The organism is Pelagibaculum spongiae (assembly GCF_003097315.1).
Classification (GTDB): Bacteria; Pseudomonadota; Gammaproteobacteria; order Enterobacterales; family Pelagibaculaceae; genus Pelagibaculum; species Pelagibaculum spongiae.
In genome coordinates, this window is sequence record NZ_QDDL01000001.1 from 1,108,834 (window position 1) to 1,128,263 (window position 19,430).

Consider the following 19,430-nt stretch of genomic DNA (forward strand, 5'->3'; position numbering starts at 1 on the left):
GACAGTCATTTACCGACGCCTCTCTAAACCAACTGTTATTAGCAGTGATTTGCATTTACGATAAACCTGATCACAATCAACTTGTCTATGTCATTATGACAGAACTCTTGCCATAATCCGCTCCAGCAGTCTCACCGGTCCCCAATGTTATGATGCAAATTGATATTCAAGACAAAGCAATGAAGATCACGCCTATCTGGCGCTTGGCCTTTCGCCCCTTCTTTCTATTTGGCAGCCTGCTGGCTTTGGTCGCCATTCCACTTTGGTTAGCCAGTTTCTTTGGCATGCTGCAACTCAACCCAGTTGGCGGCACTCTTTTCTGGCACGGCCATGAAATGATTTTTGGTTTTGGTAGCGCGATTATTGTTGGTTTTTTGCTGACTGCGGTTCAAAACTGGACCGGCTTGATTGGCCTTCGCGGTGCGCCACTAGCCGCTCTATTTGCGTTGTGGCTGGCAGCTCGCCTTGCCATGCTTTTTACCGGTGACTTACCTTTGCTGGCCGTTGTTCTTAACTTTGCCTTCCCAGTAGCAGCCGCCAGCATTATGGCGGGCTATGTGATTAAAGTTCGCCAATGGCGCAACCTAATTTTCACTCCAATACTGTGCGGTTTAGGTTTTGTTAGTGCATTAAGCAGCTGGCTGGCAAGCAGCGGTGATTTTGTTTTAGCCATGGGTAGTTTGCACAGCGGCATGATTTTAGTGGTGCTAGTGATGAGTGTGATTGGTGGTCGAGTGATTCCATTTTTCACTTCTCGCTCCACCGACTTTGAGCGCAACGACCTACCTGCTTGGACTGAAAAAGCAGCGATTGCCAGCTTGGCTGGTTTAGCTGCACTGTCGGTATTCGGTTTGGATAGTTACCCACTAGCGACCGCTGCTTTAGCCGCTGCTAGCTTGGTATTTAACGGCTACCGCTTTCTAAGCTGGGGTGGCGCGCATAGTTTCAGGAACCCTTTGCTGTGGTCATTACATCTAGCTTGGGCATTTATTCCATTAGGCTTGTTGTTGCTGGTGATCCACAGCTTCACCGCTAGCGTTTCTTTATCAATGGTGCTTCACAGCTTTGGCGTTGGTGGCATGGCCAGCCTGGTTTTAGCCATGCTAGCGCGGGTTACTTTGGGCCATACCGGCCGGCCATTAACCCCTCCAAAAGCAATGCCATGGGCTTTCGCATTAATTCTTTCTGCTGGCTTATGCCGTATTTTCGCCAGTTTATTACCAGCATTCTATCTGCCATTACTGTTAGTAACCGGCATATTGTGGAGCTTGGCGTTTATTATTTTCCTGAGTAATTACGGCAAGATGCTAGTGACTGCTCGTGCCGATGGCCGCGCTGGCTAATTTTTAAATACCCTTGACCCGTCAATAAAGTGCCCAGAAAAATAATCTGGGCACTTGCCGATTAACGTTTTTGATTGCATGCTTGATTCAAAAGTAACTATTGATCGAGTTATGACTCAGCCGCTGAACACTACCCTTTCACCTGCAAAAAACAACAAACCGCTTTCTATCGTCACTATCGGTGGCGGCACAGGCCAGTTTGCTTTGTTATCGGCATTGCGTGACCTTCCCAATATCAATATTTGCGCCATTGTTTCCATGGCCGACAGCGGCGGTAGCACCGGCAAACTACGTGATGAGTTGGGTATTTTGCCCCCGGGTGATGTATTGAAATGTTTGTTAGCTTTATCTCCGCAACGGGAAATCATGCGAGATATGCTGCTTAAGCGTTTTTCTGCAGATGGGCGACTTCAGGGGCATAACGCCGGCAATATGTTGCTCACCATGTTGTCGCAATATGCAGGTGATTTTCCATCGGCGATTCAAGCGATGGCAGAAATGCTCAATGTAACCCAGAAGATTTTGCCGGTGAGTACCGACCGAGTGACACTGGTTGCAGATTTAGATAGTGGCCAGCGAATTTTTGGTGAAAGCGCAATTGATTTACCGCGCACCCGTACTTTAAGCAAAATTAGTAATATTTATTTAGTACCGCACCACGGTGATTCGGTAACCGCTTATCCGCCGGTACTTGAAGCTTTAAAAAATGCCGACGTAATTTTGCTTGGCCCCGGCGATTTATACACTTCGTTAATTCCAAACTTGCTGGTTCCAGAAGTAGCTCAAACCCTCAAAGATGTTTCGGCACCGCTGGTGTATTTGTGCAACATTATGACCAAACATAGTGAAACGCGCGGATTTTCTGCTGAAGATTTTTTATCGGCGGTCGAAAAAACCATCAAACGAAAAATCGATCATCTAGTAATTAATAACCGAAAGCCTGAGCAAAAAACGCTAGAACACTATTTAGCCAACGAATCACAGCTGGTTTCTATTTCTGACCGCCAACAGCTAGAAAAGAAATGCCAGATTTGGGATGTCGACCTACTCGATGACACTGCTGGGATTTTGCGCCACAGCACTGAAAAAATGTCATTTAATCTTGAAAAAGTAATCCGAAAACTTTCCCACAGCAGAAATTAATTTGTTAAAAAAACACTCACTAAAACCAGTAGTGTTGCTACAAATAAAGGTACGAATGCGCCGGCCCAAGCAACAACTCGGTTTCTAGATGACATGCGCGGAAAAACATTACTTTTAGTTGTGTTCATACAAAATAACCGCCGATTGATTACTCGCTTAGTGTAGGTAATAAAACCCCGGCACTTGTCACGTTTCAGTTGGCGAAACTATACGGCTATCTATTGAGATATTATCAAAAAACATCTAGTCGGGTATTTTCTACCAGTCATTAAAAATGCCGCATTTTACGTTAGATAAAGTGCGGCATTTTTTTGTAGTCAAGTTAACCTATTTAGGTTTTCAACTTATTGCTGTTTTATTTTTAACTGCTTATTCCCACTCGATCGTCGCTGGCGGCTTGCCACTGATGTCGTAAGTCACTCGGGAAATTCCATCGATTTCATTAATAATTCGATTGGAACAAGTACCCAATAATTCATAGGGTAAATGTGCCCAGCGAGCGGTCATAAAGTCGATGGTTTCTACTGCACGTAATGCCACTACAAATTCATAACGGCGTGCATCGCCGGTTACTCCAACCGATTTTACGGGCAGGAATACCGCAAATGCTTGGCTGGTTTTATGGTAATAACCTGAGCTGTGCAGCTCTTCCATAAAGATCGCATCGGCACGGCGCAAAATATCGGCATATTCTTTTTTCACTTCACCAAGAATTCGCACACCTAAACCTGGCCCTGGGAAAGGATGACGATAAACCATGTCATATGGCAGGCCTAATTCTAAGCCCAGCTTACGCACTTCATCTTTAAACAGCTCACGTAAAGGCTCAATTAAGCTAAGCGCCATGTCGTCTGGCAGGCCACCGACATTGTGATGCGACTTGATAACGTGTGCTTTGCCTGTTCCGGCACCGGCAGATTCGATCACATCTGGATAAATCGTGCCCTGCGCCAGCCATTTGGCATTGGTCAGCTTACCGGCTTCTTCATCGAAGATTTCAATAAACTCATGGCCAATAATTTTACGCTTGGCTTCTGGATCTGACTCGCCTTTTAGTTTGCTTAAAAAGCGATCTTCAGCATCAACTCGAATCACTTTTACACCCATATTCTGGGCGAACATCGCCATGACTTGATCGCCTTCATGCAGACGTAACAAGCCATTATCGACAAATACACAAGTCAGCTGATCGCCAATCGCTTTATGTAACAGCGCGGCAACCACTGAGGAATCGACACCACCCGACAAACCAAGAATGACTTCGTCCTTGCCGACTTGGGCGCGAACGTTTTCAATCGCATTATCGATAATGCTGGCCGAAGTCCACAGGGCTTCACAACCGCAAATCTCTAAGGCAAAGCGACGAAGTAAATGCTCACCTTGATGGGTATGGGTGACTTCTGGGTGGAACTGAATGCCATAGAAATGCTTTTCTTTGTTCGCGATGCCAGCAATTGGACAAGATTCTGTGCTGGCCATCAGAACGAAGTCCTGCGGCATTTCGGTGACTTTATCACCATGACTCATCCAGACGTCTAGCAGGCCATGGCCTTGATCATTCACATGGTCTTGAATATCGCGCAGTAATTCAGAATGGCCACGGGCACGAATCTGGGCATAGCCAAATTCTTTATCAACCGATGTTGCTACCTTGCCGCCCAGCTGCATTGCCATGGTTTGCATGCCGTAGCAAATACCCAGCACCGGCACGCCGATTTCAAACACCAGCTCAGGCGCACGAGGAGAGTTTTCTTCGATGGTCGATTCTGGGCCACCAGAAAGAATAATACCTGCCGGATTAAAATCACGAATACGCTGGGGGTCGATATCCCAAGGTAACAATTCGCAATAAATACCGATTTCACGGATGCGACGGGCAATCAACTGAGTGTACTGGGAGCCAAAATCCAGAATCAGAATCGGCTTATCATGAATATTTCGCGACTGAGTCACAGGTTACTCCTCAAAGCTCTGGCAGATAAAAATTAGCCAGAGCGACTACCAAGATAAGTAAAGGGCCAGATAACACTGGCCCATTTTTTATTTTCGGAATTAAGCGGCTTAACCCATTTTGTAGTTAGGCGCTTCTTTGGTGATTGTGACATCGTGAACGTGGCTTTCACGCATGCCCGCTGAACTCACCTTGACGAATTCCGGCTTGGTTCGCATTTGGTCGACAGTGGCACAGCCGGTATAACCCATGCTGGCACGCAGACCACCCATTAGCTGGTGAACAATCGAGCTCATTGGCCCTTTGCAGGCAACTCGGCCTTCAATACCTTCGGGTACTAATTTATCGGCACCTGAACTGGCATCTTGGAAGTAACGGTCTGAAGAACCCTGGCTTTGCGCCATGGCACCTAAAGAACCCATACCTCGATATGCCTTGTAAGATCGACCCTGGAAGAGCTCAATTTCACCCGGCGCTTCATCAGTACCGGCTAACAGGCCACCAATCATGACTACATGAGCACCTGCAGCAACCGCTTTGGCTAAATCACCGGAATAGCGTAAACCGCCATCGGCAACCAGAGGAACGCCAGTTCCTTCTAATGCTTTTGCCACATTAGACACTGCAGTAATTTGCGGCACGCCGACACCTGCAACAATTCGGGTGGTGCAAATAGAACCTGGGCCAATACCCACTTTCACACCATCAGCGCCTGCTTCAACCAATGCTAATGCTGCATCGCCAGTTGCGATATTACCGCCGATAACCTGTACCTGAGGGAAGTTATCCTTCACCCAACGCACTCGGTCTAGAACACCTTGCGAGTGGCCGTGGGCGGTATCGACTACCACTACGTCGACACCCGCTTCTACCAAAGCGGTAATTCGTTTTTCACTATCGCCACCGGTACCAACCGCTGCACCAACACGCAGCTGCCCCTGATCATCTTTACAAGCATTAGGGAAGGCGCGGGATTTTTTGATGTCGGTAACGGTGATCAGACCTAGCAAACAAAAGTTGTCATCGATGATTAACAACTTTTCTACCCGGTGCTCTTTGAACAGCGATTCAATTTCAGGGCGAGTTACCCCTTCCTTGACCGTGACCAAACGAGGCTTGGGTGTCATGATTTCTGAAACCTTGATTTGCGGATCGTTCTGGAAACGCATATCGCGGGCTGTCACAATACCCAACAGCTGATCACCAGCTTCAACCACTGGCACACCGGAGATATTATTTTCTTCGGTTAATGCACGCAGTTGTTGCAAGGTAGCATCAGGGGAGATAGTGATAGGGTTCTTAACTACGCCACTTTCATATTTTTTTACCCGTCGAACATGGCTTGCCTGCTCGGCAACGGTCATGTTCTTGTGGATAATACCTAAGCCGCCTTCCTGAGCCATCGCGATGGCCAGACGAGCTTCGGTCACAGTGTCCATTGCTGAAGACAGCACCGGCAAGTTGAGGCGGATTTCACGCGTCAGCTGGGTACCCAAATCAACATCTTTGGGCATTACCTCGGAATGGGCGGGAATCAATAAAACGTCGTCGAAAGTCAAAGCTTCCTGTGTAATTCTCATAGCGGAAATCCAGGTGAGATGGAGCGGGAAAAACTTTGACGCGAAATTATAAAGACTTGCGACCTGAATAGGAACTTAAAGCTGGTGATATCTGAAAATTCTTCCCTCAGCGGTGCTGGGCGAGACAAGTCTCAACCGCTCAGCGTTAGCGGTTTAAACCAGTCTGCACGCTATTTATTGGAATCTACTTTCCCTTCCATCTGGTTAGAAGCCGAGCTTTCTGGTTATCGTCCACATGGGTCAGGCCACTGGTATTTCACCCTCAAAGACAAAAAAGCCAACATTAGCTGCGCGATGTTCCGCCGGGAGAATTCACGGATTGGTTTTGAGCCGCAAGATGGCATGCAATTGCTGGTGCGTGGGCGAATTAGCCTTTACGAACCCCGCGGTAACTATCAGCTAATCATCGACCATATGGAGCAAGCGGGTAACGGTGCCCTTAAACGTGAATTTGAGTTACTTAAACAGCGTTTATGGCATGAAGGGCTGTTTGATCCAGCGAGTAAAAAAGCCTTCCCCGAATCACCGAAAAAAATTGGTGTGATCACCTCGCCCACCGGCGCAGCAATCACCGATATTTTAACCGTTTTAAAACGGCGCAACCCAGCCATTGAAGTGATTATTTACCCCGCTGCGGTGCAAGGGGCTGAAGCGGCACCTCGATTGATTCAGGCACTGCAAACGGCTAACCGGCGGCAAGAGTGTGACTTGCTGATTATCGGCCGAGGTGGTGGCTCTCTGGAAGACTTACAAGCATTTAACGACGAAGCACTCGCCCGGGCAATTGCTGCCAGCGAATTACCGATTATCAGCGCAGTCGGTCATGAGATAGATACTTCGATCTCAGATTTCGTTGCCGACGCCCAAGCAGCGACACCTTCAGCAGCGGCAGAATTAGTCAGCCCGGATCACGGTGGTGAACAAATCTGGCTGGCACAGCAAAGGCGAAAGCTGATTCAACTGATTCAACAGCGGATTCGTGCCAACCAACAAAACCTGACGCATTTGTCTTCTCGGTTGCGTCACCCCGGCCAGCAGTTGCAACAAAAAATGCAGCAGCTGGATCAGTTAACTTTTCGTTTGAATACTTTTATCGAAAAGAATTTACAGGATCGAGCTAAAAAATTAACTCAATTGCAACATCGATTAACCAGCCATTCGCCAGAAAAACAAATTGCTGCTAAAGCGAGCCAGCTGGAACAATTAAATTTGAAAATGAATTTTGCTATTGAACAAAAAATGCAGCAAAAGAAAAACCAATTAGCTCGATTAGCCGAGGGGTTAAACAGCTACAGTCCGTTATCTACACTGAGTCGCGGTTATGCCTTAGTCACCAATGAAAAGCAGCAAGTGATTAAATCTTCTGAGCAATTAACCAGCGGACAAATCATTAACATTCAACTGGCCCAAGGCAGTGCATCGGCACAGATCACAAGTAAAGCAACGCAGCAACTGGAAGCCGCAAATGATTAAATCATTAAAAAAACTTCAAACTACTTTGGTATCGGCCGTTATTTTCGGCTCTGCTTTAACAGTATTTTCCAATAGCGCACATGCCCTGCCCAATGCATCAGCAATCCCCGGTGGTGTGGCAATTATTGAAGTGCCAGCAGACACAGAACAAGCTTGGTTTAGAAACAAGCCATTATTTATCACCCGCGAAAATGGCAAAACTGTTGCGCTAGTTGGCATTCCTTTATCTCAGCAACCGGGCAACGCCGAATTAACGATTACCAGTAAAAGCAGCGGCCAGAAAATCACTCAAGCCTTTTCAATTAATGACTATGCGTATAAAGAGCAGAGAATAAAATTAACTGGCAAGAAAAAGAAATATGTCTCGCCTTCCAAAGAACAACTGGCCAGATTCAAGCGAGAGAAAAAATTATCTCGACAGGCATTTGCCAGCTTTAGCAGTCAGATTCCAGACACTAATTTTGATTTACCGGTTACTGCACCGGTTTCTAGCCCCTTTGGCTTAAAGCGCTTTTTTAACGATCAACCCAGAAAACCACACAGCGGATTAGACCTCGCTGCGCCCAAAGGCACTGCCATCAAAGCGCCATCTGCTGGCACCGTAGTATTGACAGGTGATTTTTTCTTCAACGGAAAAAGCGTTTATATCGACCACGGCCAAGGCTTAGTTACCATGTATTGCCATATGAGCGAAATTGGGGTTAAAAAAGGCCAGGTAATTGCTCGGGGAGAGGCACTTGGAAAGGTTGGCGCAACCGGCAGAGTAACCGGGCCACATTTACATTGGACAGTGGGATTAAATGGTTATTCTGTTTCGCCAGAATTATTTTTAAAACAAGCCAATTAATCGTTAATCGTCTGGGAAAGAACTTACAGATGAAGAATCAAGCATACTATAGCTGCTGCTCGAACTATCATCTTCTAACACTGTGGCAGAAGTAAATGGCTGCCGCGTTTTTAATGCTTTAGAAAAATCCGCTAACTCTTTTTGATATATATCTGATTGCGAATTAATCGCTTGGGCACCTCGTTCGATTGCTGCAATCATGTTCTCTCCCGAATCATCAATCAAAAAACAGTGCCTCCACGAAATGCTTTTTCTACTAATTCGTGCAACATTTGATTTGAACCTACTCATCTGGGCGATTTTTGTTGCAGAATAATTTAATTCTATATCGCCATCTTCGTTAGTTTCAGAAATTATTGGCGGAGAATTTTTGTTTGCAAAACCAGCATTGTCGATTAACTTTTTAACGGCGGCTGTTTTTGCAAAAAACATTTTTAGCATTTCTTTTATTTCATCTTCTTCATAATTTGAACTGGTAACAAAAAAAAGTCGACAGTCCCCATAGCCAGCTCTTCTAGCAATATCTACAAAGAAACTAACATGAAGATCTTGATATAAAGGGAAGAACCTCCAACCACCATACACTTTTCTGTTAGACAATATTTCTCCATGCCTCTGCAAATAGATACTTCTCATTTGAACAGCAACCAATCTATTTGTTTTTTCTAATCTTGCAATTAACGTTTCATCGAGATCAAAAAAAATTAACCACACATGTTTTACACCTATAAAAAAACCCCATCACCCTGGAGAATGATGGGGTTTTTGCAGTTCTGATTTCAGATCACAAGTATTAGTTAGTGATACTGAAGTCGTAACGTGCGCCTAATGACAGAGTCGTGGTTTCTACATCATCTATACCACCACCAACACCATCAGCGTCATCTAAACGCAAGTCAGCCCACAAACGCAGTTGATCATTCATTTGATGTTGAATCGCTACCTGAATGCCATCTGCATCGTTGCTTGCAGCACCAGCGAGGTCTGAGTCGTAGGTGTAGTAATGACCGATCAGCGTGTTCTTACCGAAGCTGTAAGTACCTGACAAATCAATCGCTGAAGGCTCAGCAGTACCGCCAGTATCTTTAGAGGTGTAGCTCAAACCAACATAGTAGGGGCCTTGCGCATAGCCAGCTGCTAAACCTAGCAAATCGGTTGAATCGCCAGAGTCTGCTTTAGATGAATCATAAGAAGCTGCCAGTTGAACACCTTCCAGATTAACACCAGCAGAAACGGCATAACGATCTAGATTATCACGACCATCATTTGTCAGATCTGTGTCATTATCAGTGTCACCGTCAAACTGAGTATCTACCTGAACACTAACCAAACCAGCAAACTTGTTGGTGTAAGTCACCATATTGCTAGCACGGAATACGCCAGCAACCAAGTTATAACCACCTGGCGTGCCATCGTTGGCTACGTCAGTTACAGCGCCAACAAAGTTATAGAAACCAGTCCATTGCTGACCGATTGCAACTGCACCTAAGCCATCTTTAGCTAACTGAACGTAAGCTAGGCGACCATCACCAAAGCCTGCACCTTCGCCAATCTGTACTTTCCATTCACCACGTGCAGTAGCTTTCCAGCCATTACCCATGTCAGAAGTTGCACGAATACCGATACGTGAAGCCGCATCAGTTACATCAGTGCTGCTATCGTCAGCAGTTCCAACTTCCTGATCTTGATATTGCAGCTGGGTACGCAAAGAACCATACAACTCAACAGAACCACCAGCACCTTGACCTGGAGTAGATTCCATCACGCCGATTTGTGATTCCAGCTGACGAATACGATCTTCCAGTGACTGAGCTTGAGCGAAGCTAGGTAGTGCGGCCAGAACAGCGACACTTACCAAAAGAGGTTTTACCTTGATCATGTGTTGTATCTCCCTTTCCTTGGTTAAGGTAATAAATGACCGCACCCACCACTAATTTTGTTCAGTGGCGTGCACAGTTTATTTGGGTAAAAAAAGATTTCAGAATTTTTATTATCACTGCTTACGGGCATCCGTTATTGCATCCTTGTATTCAAGCTCGATCCATATTGGTTACCCGTACGGGGCAGCAAACCCGGCAAGGTTGATCTAGTTGTAGATCCTGCTTCAACAAAGTGCAAAAAAACAAGCGCCAATCTCTGAAAATGCGCCACCCTTCAAAGGTTTGGCCGTAATTGTCTTTTCTTTGGCCAAGTGCGCTACCGGCAAACTCGAACTTCTATCACATTGACCTTTCCACCCACTGGCAGGCTACAGTTCAAAACAAAAAATACAGGCACAAAAAAACCTGCTTGATACGACTCATTCACTAGTCGATCAAACAGGTTTTTTGCTCACCTTGTTTGGAGATTCAAGAGCACCGCTTGACTACCTAAATTTCCAACCATTGTATTTATCCATTCTGCTACGACCGCCTTAATTTAGCCCCACACTGAAATCAAAACGAACACCTAGCGATGCATAATATTTAGTACGGTCATCATCACTTAGAGCGTCACCTTCAGAGTCGGTATAACCTACTTCGCCCCATAGTCGAAGCTGGTCATTAAGCTGGTGTTGCAATGATAATAAAAAGCCTAAAGCATCTTGACTAGCACTACCCTTTTGATAAGAGTTGTATAAATATACCTTGCCTAAAAGCTTATCTTTTCCTTTGCTGTAAAGCACCGATAAATCAAATGCAGAAGGCTTAAATTCACCTACGCTCTTTAAAATATAACTCGTGCTAACAAAGATTTTTCTGTTCTGGTATCCAGCAGATAGGCCTAGTAAATTTGCAGCTTCACCGTCTTCATAATATTTTCCGTAAGAAAGTCCAAATAAGTATTCAGAAAGATCTAATGAAGATGAAAATGCGTAGCTTTCAAGCGTATCTTTTGCGCCATCTTCACCTGAAAATTCTCCATCAACTTGAATGGACAATGGTTTACCTAATAAATCGACTGTTCGATTATAAGTTAACAAGTTACCCAATCGATCTGGAGCACCTATTGCATCGAATCCACCGAGAGAACCGTTGTTAGCCGTATCTAATGGTGCACCGATTACTTGATAAAAACCGGTCCATTGCCGACCAAAAGCAAAACGTCCCCAATCTTTATTTTCTAATTCGATATATGACAAGCGACCTGATCCAAAATTACCTTCATCGCTACCGTCAAGATTCCATTCACCACGAAATTGAACCGACCAATCAGATGCTGGTTTTGCTGCAATACGAAGTCCAAGCCTTGATTCAGCATTTTGGAAATCCGTGGTTGTTAAATCAGAGGTACCTTGCTCAATAGACGCAGCTTCAAATAAAGTCCTCACTGAACCATACAATTCAACTGTTGCGCCTTTGCCTTGGCCGGTCAAACTTTCCAGCTGCCCAATTTTTTCTTCTAGCTGACGTATTTTTTCTTCTAGTGATTGTGATGCAAAAGACACTACTGGTTGCATCAAAAAAATTGCGATAACGACTCGATATATTAGCAACTTAATCATTGTCTTCACCTTTCCATGGCATAGAGCTTTACCTGTTGAACTATTTGGACTGACGCACAAGGTGCGAAAGAAAAATCAAAATTTTCAAGTCTGTTAAGGGGAGCCTTAAAACAACAGCGATTGAAGGGTGCAATATCAAATTTGTCTCATGACTACCGAAACAAATCTGATAAGACTGATTTATTTTTAGTTGGGAGGATGACAAAGCGCAATGGCAGAGCTGTTTTTACTGAAATATAAATTGATGCATGCTGAACAAAAAAACCGCTTAATCAAGCTGGTGTTACAGCTGATTAAGCGGTTTTTTATTCGAGCTAATCTTGCGCTGAAGTACTCTACTTTCTCTTACGAGCAGTTTTTCCTTTAGTTTCTTTTTTAACCTTGGCAGTTAGCGGCTTGCCCTTATAACTTTTGGACAAAGCTTTATCGTATCTTGGATTGGCTGGTTTCGCAGTCGCGGCCGGCTTTCCATCAGCAGTTTTGTCTGCTTGCCTGGCTTTTACACCCTTTGGCAAAACAGGTTGTCCAGTTGTGGCATTGACCTCAACTTTTACTCTGGTCGGGCGAATATTATCTTGGTACTTTTTCAGGGTTTGCTTTTGACGAGCACTCAAGGCATTTTTCTTATCGGCATAGGGGTTTTCACCGCCACGCATTTCAATACGAATTGGCGTGCCGACCATTTCCAAACTCTTACGGAAATAGTTCTGCAAATAGCGCAGGTAAGACTTTGGCAGTGAAGCTGTCTGATTACCGTGAATAACAATAATGGGTGGATTACGACCACCTGAGTGAGCGTAGCGCAGCTTAATTCGACGACCATAAACCATCGGTGGCTGATGATCGACCACTGCCTGCTCAAGAATACGGGTCAGCAACGAAGTAGATAATTCGCGAGTTGCACACTCATAAGCTGCATCAATTGATTCCCACATCACGCCAACACCAGAACCATGCAATGCCGAGATAAAGTGCATATCGGCGTAATCCATAAATTCCAGACGACGCTCTAACTCACGCTTTATTTCAACTCGTTCATCACCACTCAAACCATCCCACTTGTTGACCGCCATTACGATTGCCTTGCCGGCATCCATCGCGAAACCTAACAAGCTTAAATCTTGGTCTGATAAACCTTGTCGACCATCGATCAACACCAACACAACATTGGAATCTTCGATCGCTTTCAGTGTTTTAATCACCGAGAATTTTTCTAGCGTCTCCGTCACCTTGCCACGCTTACGAACACCGGCAGTGTCGATAATGGTGTAAGGCGTACCATCGCGTTCCATTTTGGTGTAAATGCTATCGGTCGTGGTGCCTGGCATGTCAAAAACCACCACCCGGTCTTCACCCAGCATTCGATTAACCAAGGTAGATTTACCTACGTTTGGTCGACCTACAATGGCAAGTTTTAGGGTGCGCTCCCACTCTGGATCTTCTTCTGGCGGCTCATAACCTTCGAGCATTTCATCCATTAACGAACGAACGCCACGGTTATGAACAGCAGCAATTGGATAGGCTTCACCCAATCCTAATTCGTAAAATTCTGCCGCTTGCACATCAGGATCAGCACCATCTGTTTTGTTGACAATCAGCTTGGCTGTTTTGCCCATGATGCGTAATTGACGTGCTAGTGCTTGGTCCACTGAAGTTAAGCCATCACGACCATCAACCATGAACAGAATGATGTCTGCTTCATCCAGTGCACATTGCACCTGATCAGCCATTGCACCATCAACACCAATATCATTACCGGTAATACCGCCAGTATCGACCACGATATATGGAGCAGGGCCAACCTTGCCTTCACCATATTGGCGATCTCGGGTAACACCTGGAATATCCACCACTAGCGCATCACGGCTACGGGTCAATCGATTAAATAGGGTTGATTTACCAACATTTGGCCGACCAACTATGGCAACTACAGGAAGCATTACGTCACTCACTTACCAGGCCATTTGGCCCATAGAAAAACAAATAAACGGGCCGAAGCATTACCCCGACCCGCAAAAAAACTAAAATAGACGATCTAATCAGATCGATTGTTTATAAGCTCGCGATGGGGCCTTATTGACCAGTTTGATCAATGCCAGCACACCACTTTTGCCATAAACCAGCACACCTTGCTTAACCAGCTTAGGTGCTGCTGCTAAACCTTTATCATCTACTTCGATACTGGCTAATAAACGGCCATCATCGGCAGACAACAAGTGCAGCCAACCTTCAACATCTGAAACTAGGAAACCTTGTTCAGTCGCTACAACTGCGCCTAAATGGCGACCTTGTAACTTATCCTGAACCCATCGAGTAGCGCCACTGTTTAAGTCAAGTGCGCGTACTTTACCGGTTTCTTCAGCAATCACATAACTACCCTTGGCTGCAGCAGCATGACTGTAAACTGAAGCACTACGCTGCCAAAGTGTTTGGCCATTGCGATAATCCAGTGCAATTGCATTGCCCTGAAAGCTAGAAGCTAACAGCAAAGGTGAAAACCAAACTGGGTCTGAATCAACATCAACCAAGCGTTCAAACTCAGTTCGACCGCTAGGTACTGATACCCGTTTTTCCCAAATCAGATTACCTGACACTGGGTTAAACGCAGCAATTCGGCCATCGGCAAAAGAAGCGACTACTGAATCGTCAGCCAATATTGGACTGGCAGTACCGCGCAAGCTAAGTACCGGCACGCTGCGATCTTGCAACCACAACTGTTTGCCATCGTTAGCATCTAGGCCAAACAACTTGCCGTCGATGGTTTGTACAATTACCACACCCTTAACGGCTAATGGTCGCGCTAATACTTCGCTAGAAACCGCCGAACGCCAAGCCAACTTACCATCAACAATATTGATGGCTAAGACTTCTGCGTCGCTGGTTCCAGCAAATAATGATTTTTCAGAAATACCCAAGCCACCGGTTACTGGCTTTTCAGTTTCAAAGCGCCATACCAAAGCACCGTTTTTCAGCGATCTTGCTTCAAACTGACCTTCGAAATCAACCGTGTAAACGTTGTTAGCATCAGCCTGTGGCTGCAAGCGTAAATCTAGGTCAGAAGTACCTTCACCGGTCGTTTCGTCCCATAGCACCTGCCAGCTTTCAGTGGGCTGATATTGAGGTAACTGTGGCAGTGGTTGTTCGTTGGAACTGAACCAGCTACAGCCAGAAACCAGAACCGACAGAGAAAGCAAACCAGGCAGATGCCATTTCATTAACCTTTCTCCTGCTCGCTGGTCGCCGTCACCGGCTCAGCATCAGTCTTTTCACTTGCTTCAGTCGATACTTCAGCTTCGTCAGACTTAGCTGTTTGCGTTCTTAGCACACGCAATGCAGGTAAGTTGTCTAGCTTCATTTGAATGCCGCTGACATTAACTACCGCAGGTAAATTAGCATCTAGGGCTGCTTCATAAGCAGTCTTCGCTTGATCAAACTGATTTTGCATCAAATAAGCATCGCCTTTTAACGCTTCAAATGCAGCGACATAAGCTTTGCTTTGAGGTGCAGTCAACACAGCCAACGCTTGGTCAAATTTTTGTTGGGCAATGAATACTCGAGCTAGGCGCAATTTAGCTTCTTGAACCACTTCGTCTTGCGAAGCTTTATCAATTGCCCACTGTAAATAGCCTTCAGCCTTTTCCAGCTGATTGGCTTCAACTGCCGACTTAGCTAACAGTAACTGACCGGCAGCTGCATATGGTGTATCGGAATAATCCTTAACCAGCAGATCTGCCAATGGCAGTAAAGTCACTTGGCTAGCACCGGTTTGGCGCAGCATTTTTTCATAAGCTATCGAGGCATTTTGCTTATGTTCCGCAACTGAACCCTGGTAATAATCCCAGCCGAAAATACCCACAACACCCAGAACTACACCGGCCACCATTGAAGGGCCATTCTGCTTGAGCCATTTTTTGACGTCTTCGATCTGTTTTTGATCGGCAGTATCCACACTCGTCTCCTTAAGCGATCAGCTGCTTGAGCTGCTGAATCAATGCTGTTTCATCCAGCGCCTGCTGGTCTTGTGTTGTTCTTAACGGCTTCAGTTGCACCTGGCCAGATGAAATTTCATCTTCACCAACTACCAAAGCGACTTGCGCACCGCTTTTGTCTGCCCGTTTAAATTGTTTCTTGAATGCGCCGCCCTGACAGTCAGTTAATAACCGCAAACCAGGTACTGCATCACGCAAACGATTGGCTAATGCCAAACCATGAATCTCTGCTTGCTCACCCAAACGCATTAAATAAGCGTGCGGATTGTCATCAAGATTGGTTAGCAGCTCAAGGTCTTGTAACAGCGCAACCAGTCTTTCAACACCCATCGCAAAGCCAGCACCACAGGTTGGTTTGCCGCCTAACTGCTCAACCAGCCCATCATAACGACCACCACCACACACCGTACCCTGAGCACCTAAGTGATCAGTCACCCACTCAAAAACGGTTCGGTTGTAATAGTCCAGACCACGTACCAGACGGGTATTTACTTGATATTCAACACCAGCAGCATCCAAAGATTTACACACTTTTTCAAAGTGCGCTTTAGTCTCTTCACCTAGATGATCCATCAAGCGTGGCGCAGCTTCGATCAGCACCTGCATTTCAGGGTTTTTACTATCTAGGATTCTTAAAGGATTACTGTGTAGACGTCGCTTACTGTCTTCATCCAACAGCTCTAGACTGGCTTCAAAGTAAGCAATCAGTTTTTCCCGATACAGCTTACGTTCTTCAGCATCACCTAAAGAGTTAATCTCTAACCGAACAAATGGGGTTAAACCGAGTTTTTTCCACAGGTTGGCCGTCATGAGAATCAGCTCAGCATCTAAAGAAGCATCGGCAATACCAAATGCTTCAACACCTACTTGATGAAATTGACGATAACGACCTTTTTGCGGACGCTCATAGCGGTACATTTGACCGGCATACCACAAACGTTGGGTCTGGTTATGAATCAAACCATGCTGCAAGGCTGCTCGAACACAACCGGCAGTACCTTCAGGACGCAAAGTCAGGCTTTCGCCATTACGATCCTCAAAGGTGTACATTTCCTTTTCGACGATATCGGTTACTTCGCCAATCGAGCGCTTAAATAGCTCGGTTTTCTCAACCACCGGCATCCGCACTTCCTGATAGCCATGGCTATCTAGCAAATTACGAATTACCGACTCAAAGTGACGCCAAACAACCGTTTGTTCAGGCAAAAGGTCATTCATGCCGCGAATGGCACTAAGTGTTTTGCTCAAGGTATTCCTCTACTACTCTTATCAACTGGGCAAGTCAGGACTAGCGCTAATGGAAATTGGCTGCACCTCATCGCGCTGCTTATCAGCCAGTTTTTTTCTGATCACTTGCTCGAAGTGATCGACTAACGACTCATTGGAAAGCTTATGATCTGGCTTGCCATCAACATAAATCAGGTTCGGTGAGCCACCGGTTAAACCGACATCCGCTTCCTTGGCCTCGCCCGGACCGTTAACCACACAGCCTATCACGGCAACATCGAGAGATTCACTGATATCTTCCAACCGTTGCTCAAGCTGATTGACGGTACTGATTACATCAAAATTCTGACGAGAACAGGACGGACAAGCAATCATGTTGATACCGCGACTACGAATTCGTAGGCTTTTCAGTAGATCAAAACCGACTTTAATTTCTTCGACCGGATCAGCAGCCAGAGAAATTCGCAAGGTATCGCCGATGCCTTCATAAAGCAGCATGCCTAAACCCACTGCAGATTTCACCGCACCCGCTCTAGCACCGCCAGCTTCAGTAATGCCTAAATGCAATGGCTGGTCAATCTGACTGGCTAACTTGCGGTAGGCATCCATCGTCATGAAAACATCAGATGCCTTTAGGCTGATTTTATATTCTTGGAAATCCAGTCGATCCAAAATATCGATATGACGGAAAGCCGACTCCACCAATGCATCCGGTGTTGGCTCGCCGTATTTCATTTGCAAATCTTTTTCTAACGAACCGGCATTCACACCAATTCGTATCGGAATACCGTGATAACGCGCTGCATCAATAACCGAGCGCACCCGATCTTCTCGACCGATATTGCCTGGATTAATCCGCAAACAATCAACGCCCAGCTCGGCAACTCGCAAGGCAATTTTATAATCGAAGTGGATATCAGAGATCAGCGGAACATTCACCTGCTGGCGAATTTTACCAAAGGCTTCAGCGGCTTCCATTGAAGGCACTGAAACCCGAACAATATCTGCACCGGCATCTTCCAAACGTCTAATTTGGGCAACAGTGGCAGCAATATCACAAGTTTCAGTGTTGGTCATGCTTTGTACTGTGATAGGCGCATCACCACCCACCGGTACATTACCGACCATGATCTGACGACTTTTACGCCGACGAATCGGAGATTTATATTGCATCTAAACTAGCCTCAGCAATTATTTTTAAAGGTTGGTTTCAACTGTTTGACTTTAATTGCCTAAGAGCAAACTAATTGCCCACCCGACAGCAGCAATGACGACTACTGCACCGACCAGCAAACCTAACTTCACACTACCACTTGCCGCAGATCGAACTGCCGCTTCTTTAAAGGCAACGACCTCAGGAACGATATCTGAATTGAGTCCAAGCAACTTGGCATAGTTACGCATATAACCGCGTAAATAGACCTTACTTGCGCTTTCTAGCTCAGTCTCAGCTTCCATTTGCTTGACCACTGCCACGCGCAAATGCAATTTGGCTGCAATATCTTCTTCAGTGAGGTTTTTGGCGATACGAGCCTGCTTTAATAGAGCACTTGGAGGCGTAGCAACCGAGAATTCAACACTTTCACTTACTTTAGGTTCGCTCACTTGTTACTCCGGTCTAAAGACTGCAACAGCTGGAAGGTCTCATCCGATTCCGGATAGCTATTTTGCAATGTATTTAATGCCCGAGTGGCTAATTTATCATCGCCTTTTGCGGTGGCTAGCTGGTATTGCAACCACAACAACGGAGGCGAAGATTTAGCAGTACGGCTATAACGATTTAAATAATGAGTCGCCAGATTGAGCTTTTGATCTTCCAGATAGAACTCAGTTAAAGCTCGCAGTGCCTGTTGGTTTTCTGGCTCAGTTTTCAACGCTTCACGTAAATCATCAATCGCTTGCTTTGGCTTATTTTCCTTTAGCAAACACAAACCAGAGTTAACATAAGCACGCGCTGGCGTACCATAAAACTGGTTGGATAAGGCTTTGCGGAAATTAACCTGAGCCTGTGAATATTTGCCGGTATTACATAGATGAACACCAAAACTATTCAAAGTTTCCGAGCTGGTCGGATCCAATCGCAAGGCTTCTGTGTAATGTACTTCAGCCAGTTGGTTTTGCCCCACCTGACTGAAGTAATAACCCATGCCTGCCTGAACTTTCGGCAGTTCCGGGGCATATTGCAGTGCTCTGAGGAATCGATCCTTGCCGCGTTCAATTTGTCCGCTTTGCAAGTAGGCATAACCTAAGCGCAGATGTGATTCAGCCGAACTGGTTCGCTGTTCACCTTTCAGGTTGTCCCGGGGATCTTTACCAACAAGTGAGCTTTGGCAACCCGCCAAAACTAAACTGCCTAGTAATAAAATCCAGCCAAATCGTCCTTTCATAGCCGT

At 45.7% G+C, this 19,430-nt stretch carries 16 protein-coding genes; 4 read left to right on the forward strand and 12 right to left on the reverse strand.

The window, feature by feature from the left end; all coding sequences use genetic code 11:
* Positions 1 to 149: 149 nt before the first annotated feature.
* Positions 150 to 1,343, forward strand: a complete 1,194-nt coding sequence (locus tag DC094_RS04740) for an NnrS family protein (protein ID WP_116685907.1) — start codon at positions 150 to 152, stop codon at positions 1,341 to 1,343.
* 111 nt (positions 1,344 to 1,454) lie between these two features.
* Positions 1,455 to 2,486, forward strand: coding sequence for a gluconeogenesis factor YvcK family protein (locus DC094_RS04745; RefSeq protein ID WP_158527216.1), 1,032 nt, complete (start codon positions 1,455 to 1,457; stop codon positions 2,484 to 2,486).
* A 369-nt stretch (positions 2,487 to 2,855) separates the two neighbouring features.
* On the opposite strand, the gene guaA is transcribed toward DC094_RS04745, so the two are convergent.
* On the reverse strand, positions 2,856 to 4,439 hold the full coding sequence (gene guaA, locus DC094_RS04750) for a glutamine-hydrolyzing GMP synthase (RefSeq protein WP_116685909.1): 1,584 nt from the start codon (positions 4,437 to 4,439) through the stop codon (positions 2,856 to 2,858).
* Between the two features lie 108 nt (positions 4,440 to 4,547).
* Entirely contained in the window at positions 4,548 to 6,017 is a 1,470-nt protein-coding gene (guaB, locus tag DC094_RS04755) for an IMP dehydrogenase (protein ID WP_116685910.1), read from the reverse strand.
* A gap of 84 nt (positions 6,018 to 6,101) precedes the next feature.
* On the opposite strand from guaB, the gene xseA reads away from it, so the two are divergent.
* On the forward strand, positions 6,102 to 7,490 hold the full coding sequence (gene xseA, locus DC094_RS04760) for an exodeoxyribonuclease VII large subunit (protein ID WP_241503963.1): 1,389 nt from the start codon (positions 6,102 to 6,104) through the stop codon (positions 7,488 to 7,490).
* Positions 7,483 to 8,337 (forward strand): peptidoglycan DD-metalloendopeptidase family protein, encoded by an 855-nt coding sequence (locus tag DC094_RS04765; protein WP_116685911.1) that lies wholly within the window; start codon positions 7,483 to 7,485, stop codon positions 8,335 to 8,337. Before xseA ends, DC094_RS04765 begins: the two co-directional genes overlap by 8 nt.
* Positions 8,338 to 8,340: 3 nt before the next feature.
* Here DC094_RS04765 and DC094_RS04770 read toward each other — a convergent pair whose 3' ends face one another.
* The 10 genes from DC094_RS04770 to pilW all read right to left on the reverse strand — a co-directional run bounded on the left by DC094_RS04770 (position 8,341) and on the right by pilW (position 19,424).
* Entirely contained in the window at positions 8,341 to 9,051 is a 711-nt protein-coding gene (locus DC094_RS04770) for a hypothetical protein (protein WP_116685912.1), read from the reverse strand.
* 79 nt (positions 9,052 to 9,130) lie between these two features.
* On the reverse strand, positions 9,131 to 10,216 hold the full coding sequence (locus tag DC094_RS04775; RefSeq protein ID WP_116685913.1) for a porin: 1,086 nt from the start codon (positions 10,214 to 10,216) through the stop codon (positions 9,131 to 9,133).
* Between the two features lie 534 nt (positions 10,217 to 10,750).
* A complete protein-coding gene (locus DC094_RS04780) occupies positions 10,751 to 11,821 on the reverse strand; it encodes a porin (RefSeq protein ID WP_116685914.1) in 1,071 nt (356 codons plus the stop codon).
* A gap of 335 nt (positions 11,822 to 12,156) precedes the next feature.
* Positions 12,157 to 13,773, reverse strand: coding sequence for a ribosome biogenesis GTPase Der (der, locus tag DC094_RS04785; RefSeq protein ID WP_339374115.1), 1,617 nt, complete (start codon positions 13,771 to 13,773; stop codon positions 12,157 to 12,159).
* An 87-nt stretch (positions 13,774 to 13,860) separates the two neighbouring features.
* A complete protein-coding gene (bamB, locus tag DC094_RS04790) occupies positions 13,861 to 15,036 on the reverse strand; it encodes an outer membrane protein assembly factor BamB (RefSeq protein WP_116685916.1) in 1,176 nt (391 codons plus the stop codon).
* Complete coding sequence (locus DC094_RS04795; protein WP_116685917.1) at positions 15,036 to 15,770, reverse strand: YfgM family protein; 735 nt, start codon at positions 15,768 to 15,770, stop codon at positions 15,036 to 15,038. The genes bamB and DC094_RS04795 overlap by 1 nt, the downstream gene beginning before the upstream one ends.
* Before the next feature lie 10 nt (positions 15,771 to 15,780).
* Entirely contained in the window at positions 15,781 to 17,058 is a 1,278-nt protein-coding gene (hisS, locus tag DC094_RS04800) for a histidine--tRNA ligase (RefSeq protein ID WP_116685918.1), read from the reverse strand.
* 21 nt (positions 17,059 to 17,079) lie between these two features.
* Positions 17,080 to 18,210, reverse strand: coding sequence for a flavodoxin-dependent (E)-4-hydroxy-3-methylbut-2-enyl-diphosphate synthase (gene ispG / locus DC094_RS04805; RefSeq protein WP_116685919.1), 1,131 nt, complete (start codon positions 18,208 to 18,210; stop codon positions 17,080 to 17,082).
* 51 nt (positions 18,211 to 18,261) lie between these two features.
* On the reverse strand, positions 18,262 to 18,642 hold the full coding sequence (locus DC094_RS04810; RefSeq protein ID WP_116685920.1) for a helix-turn-helix domain-containing protein: 381 nt from the start codon (positions 18,640 to 18,642) through the stop codon (positions 18,262 to 18,264).
* Positions 18,639 to 19,424, reverse strand: a complete 786-nt coding sequence (gene pilW, locus DC094_RS04815) for a type IV pilus biogenesis/stability protein PilW (protein ID WP_116685921.1) — start codon at positions 19,422 to 19,424, stop codon at positions 18,639 to 18,641. Before pilW ends, DC094_RS04810 begins: the two co-directional genes overlap by 4 nt.
* Between the last annotated feature and the right edge of the window lie 6 nt (positions 19,425 to 19,430).

Coding starts and splice junctions, on each gene's coding strand:
- DC094_RS04765 (WP_116685911.1), top strand. CDS start 7,483: ATGATTAAATCATTAAAAAAACTTCAAACTACTTTGGTATCGGCCGTT.
- pilW (WP_116685921.1), bottom strand. CDS start 19,424: ATGAAAGGACGATTTGGCTGGATTTTATTACTAGGCAGTTTAGTTTTG.
- DC094_RS04745 (WP_158527216.1), top strand. CDS start 1,455: ATGACTCAGCCGCTGAACACTACCCTTTCACCTGCAAAAAACAACAAA.
- guaB (WP_116685910.1), bottom strand. CDS start 6,017: ATGAGAATTACACAGGAAGCTTTGACTTTCGACGACGTTTTATTGATT.
- DC094_RS04780 (WP_116685914.1), bottom strand. CDS start 11,821: ATGATTAAGTTGCTAATATATCGAGTCGTTATCGCAATTTTTTTGATG.
- ispG (WP_116685919.1), bottom strand. CDS start 18,210: ATGCAATATAAATCTCCGATTCGTCGGCGTAAAAGTCGTCAGATCATG.
- bamB (WP_116685916.1), bottom strand. CDS start 15,036: ATGAAATGGCATCTGCCTGGTTTGCTTTCTCTGTCGGTTCTGGTTTCT.
- DC094_RS04775 (WP_116685913.1), bottom strand. CDS start 10,216: ATGATCAAGGTAAAACCTCTTTTGGTAAGTGTCGCTGTTCTGGCCGCA.
- DC094_RS04740 (WP_116685907.1), top strand. CDS start 150: ATGATGCAAATTGATATTCAAGACAAAGCAATGAAGATCACGCCTATC.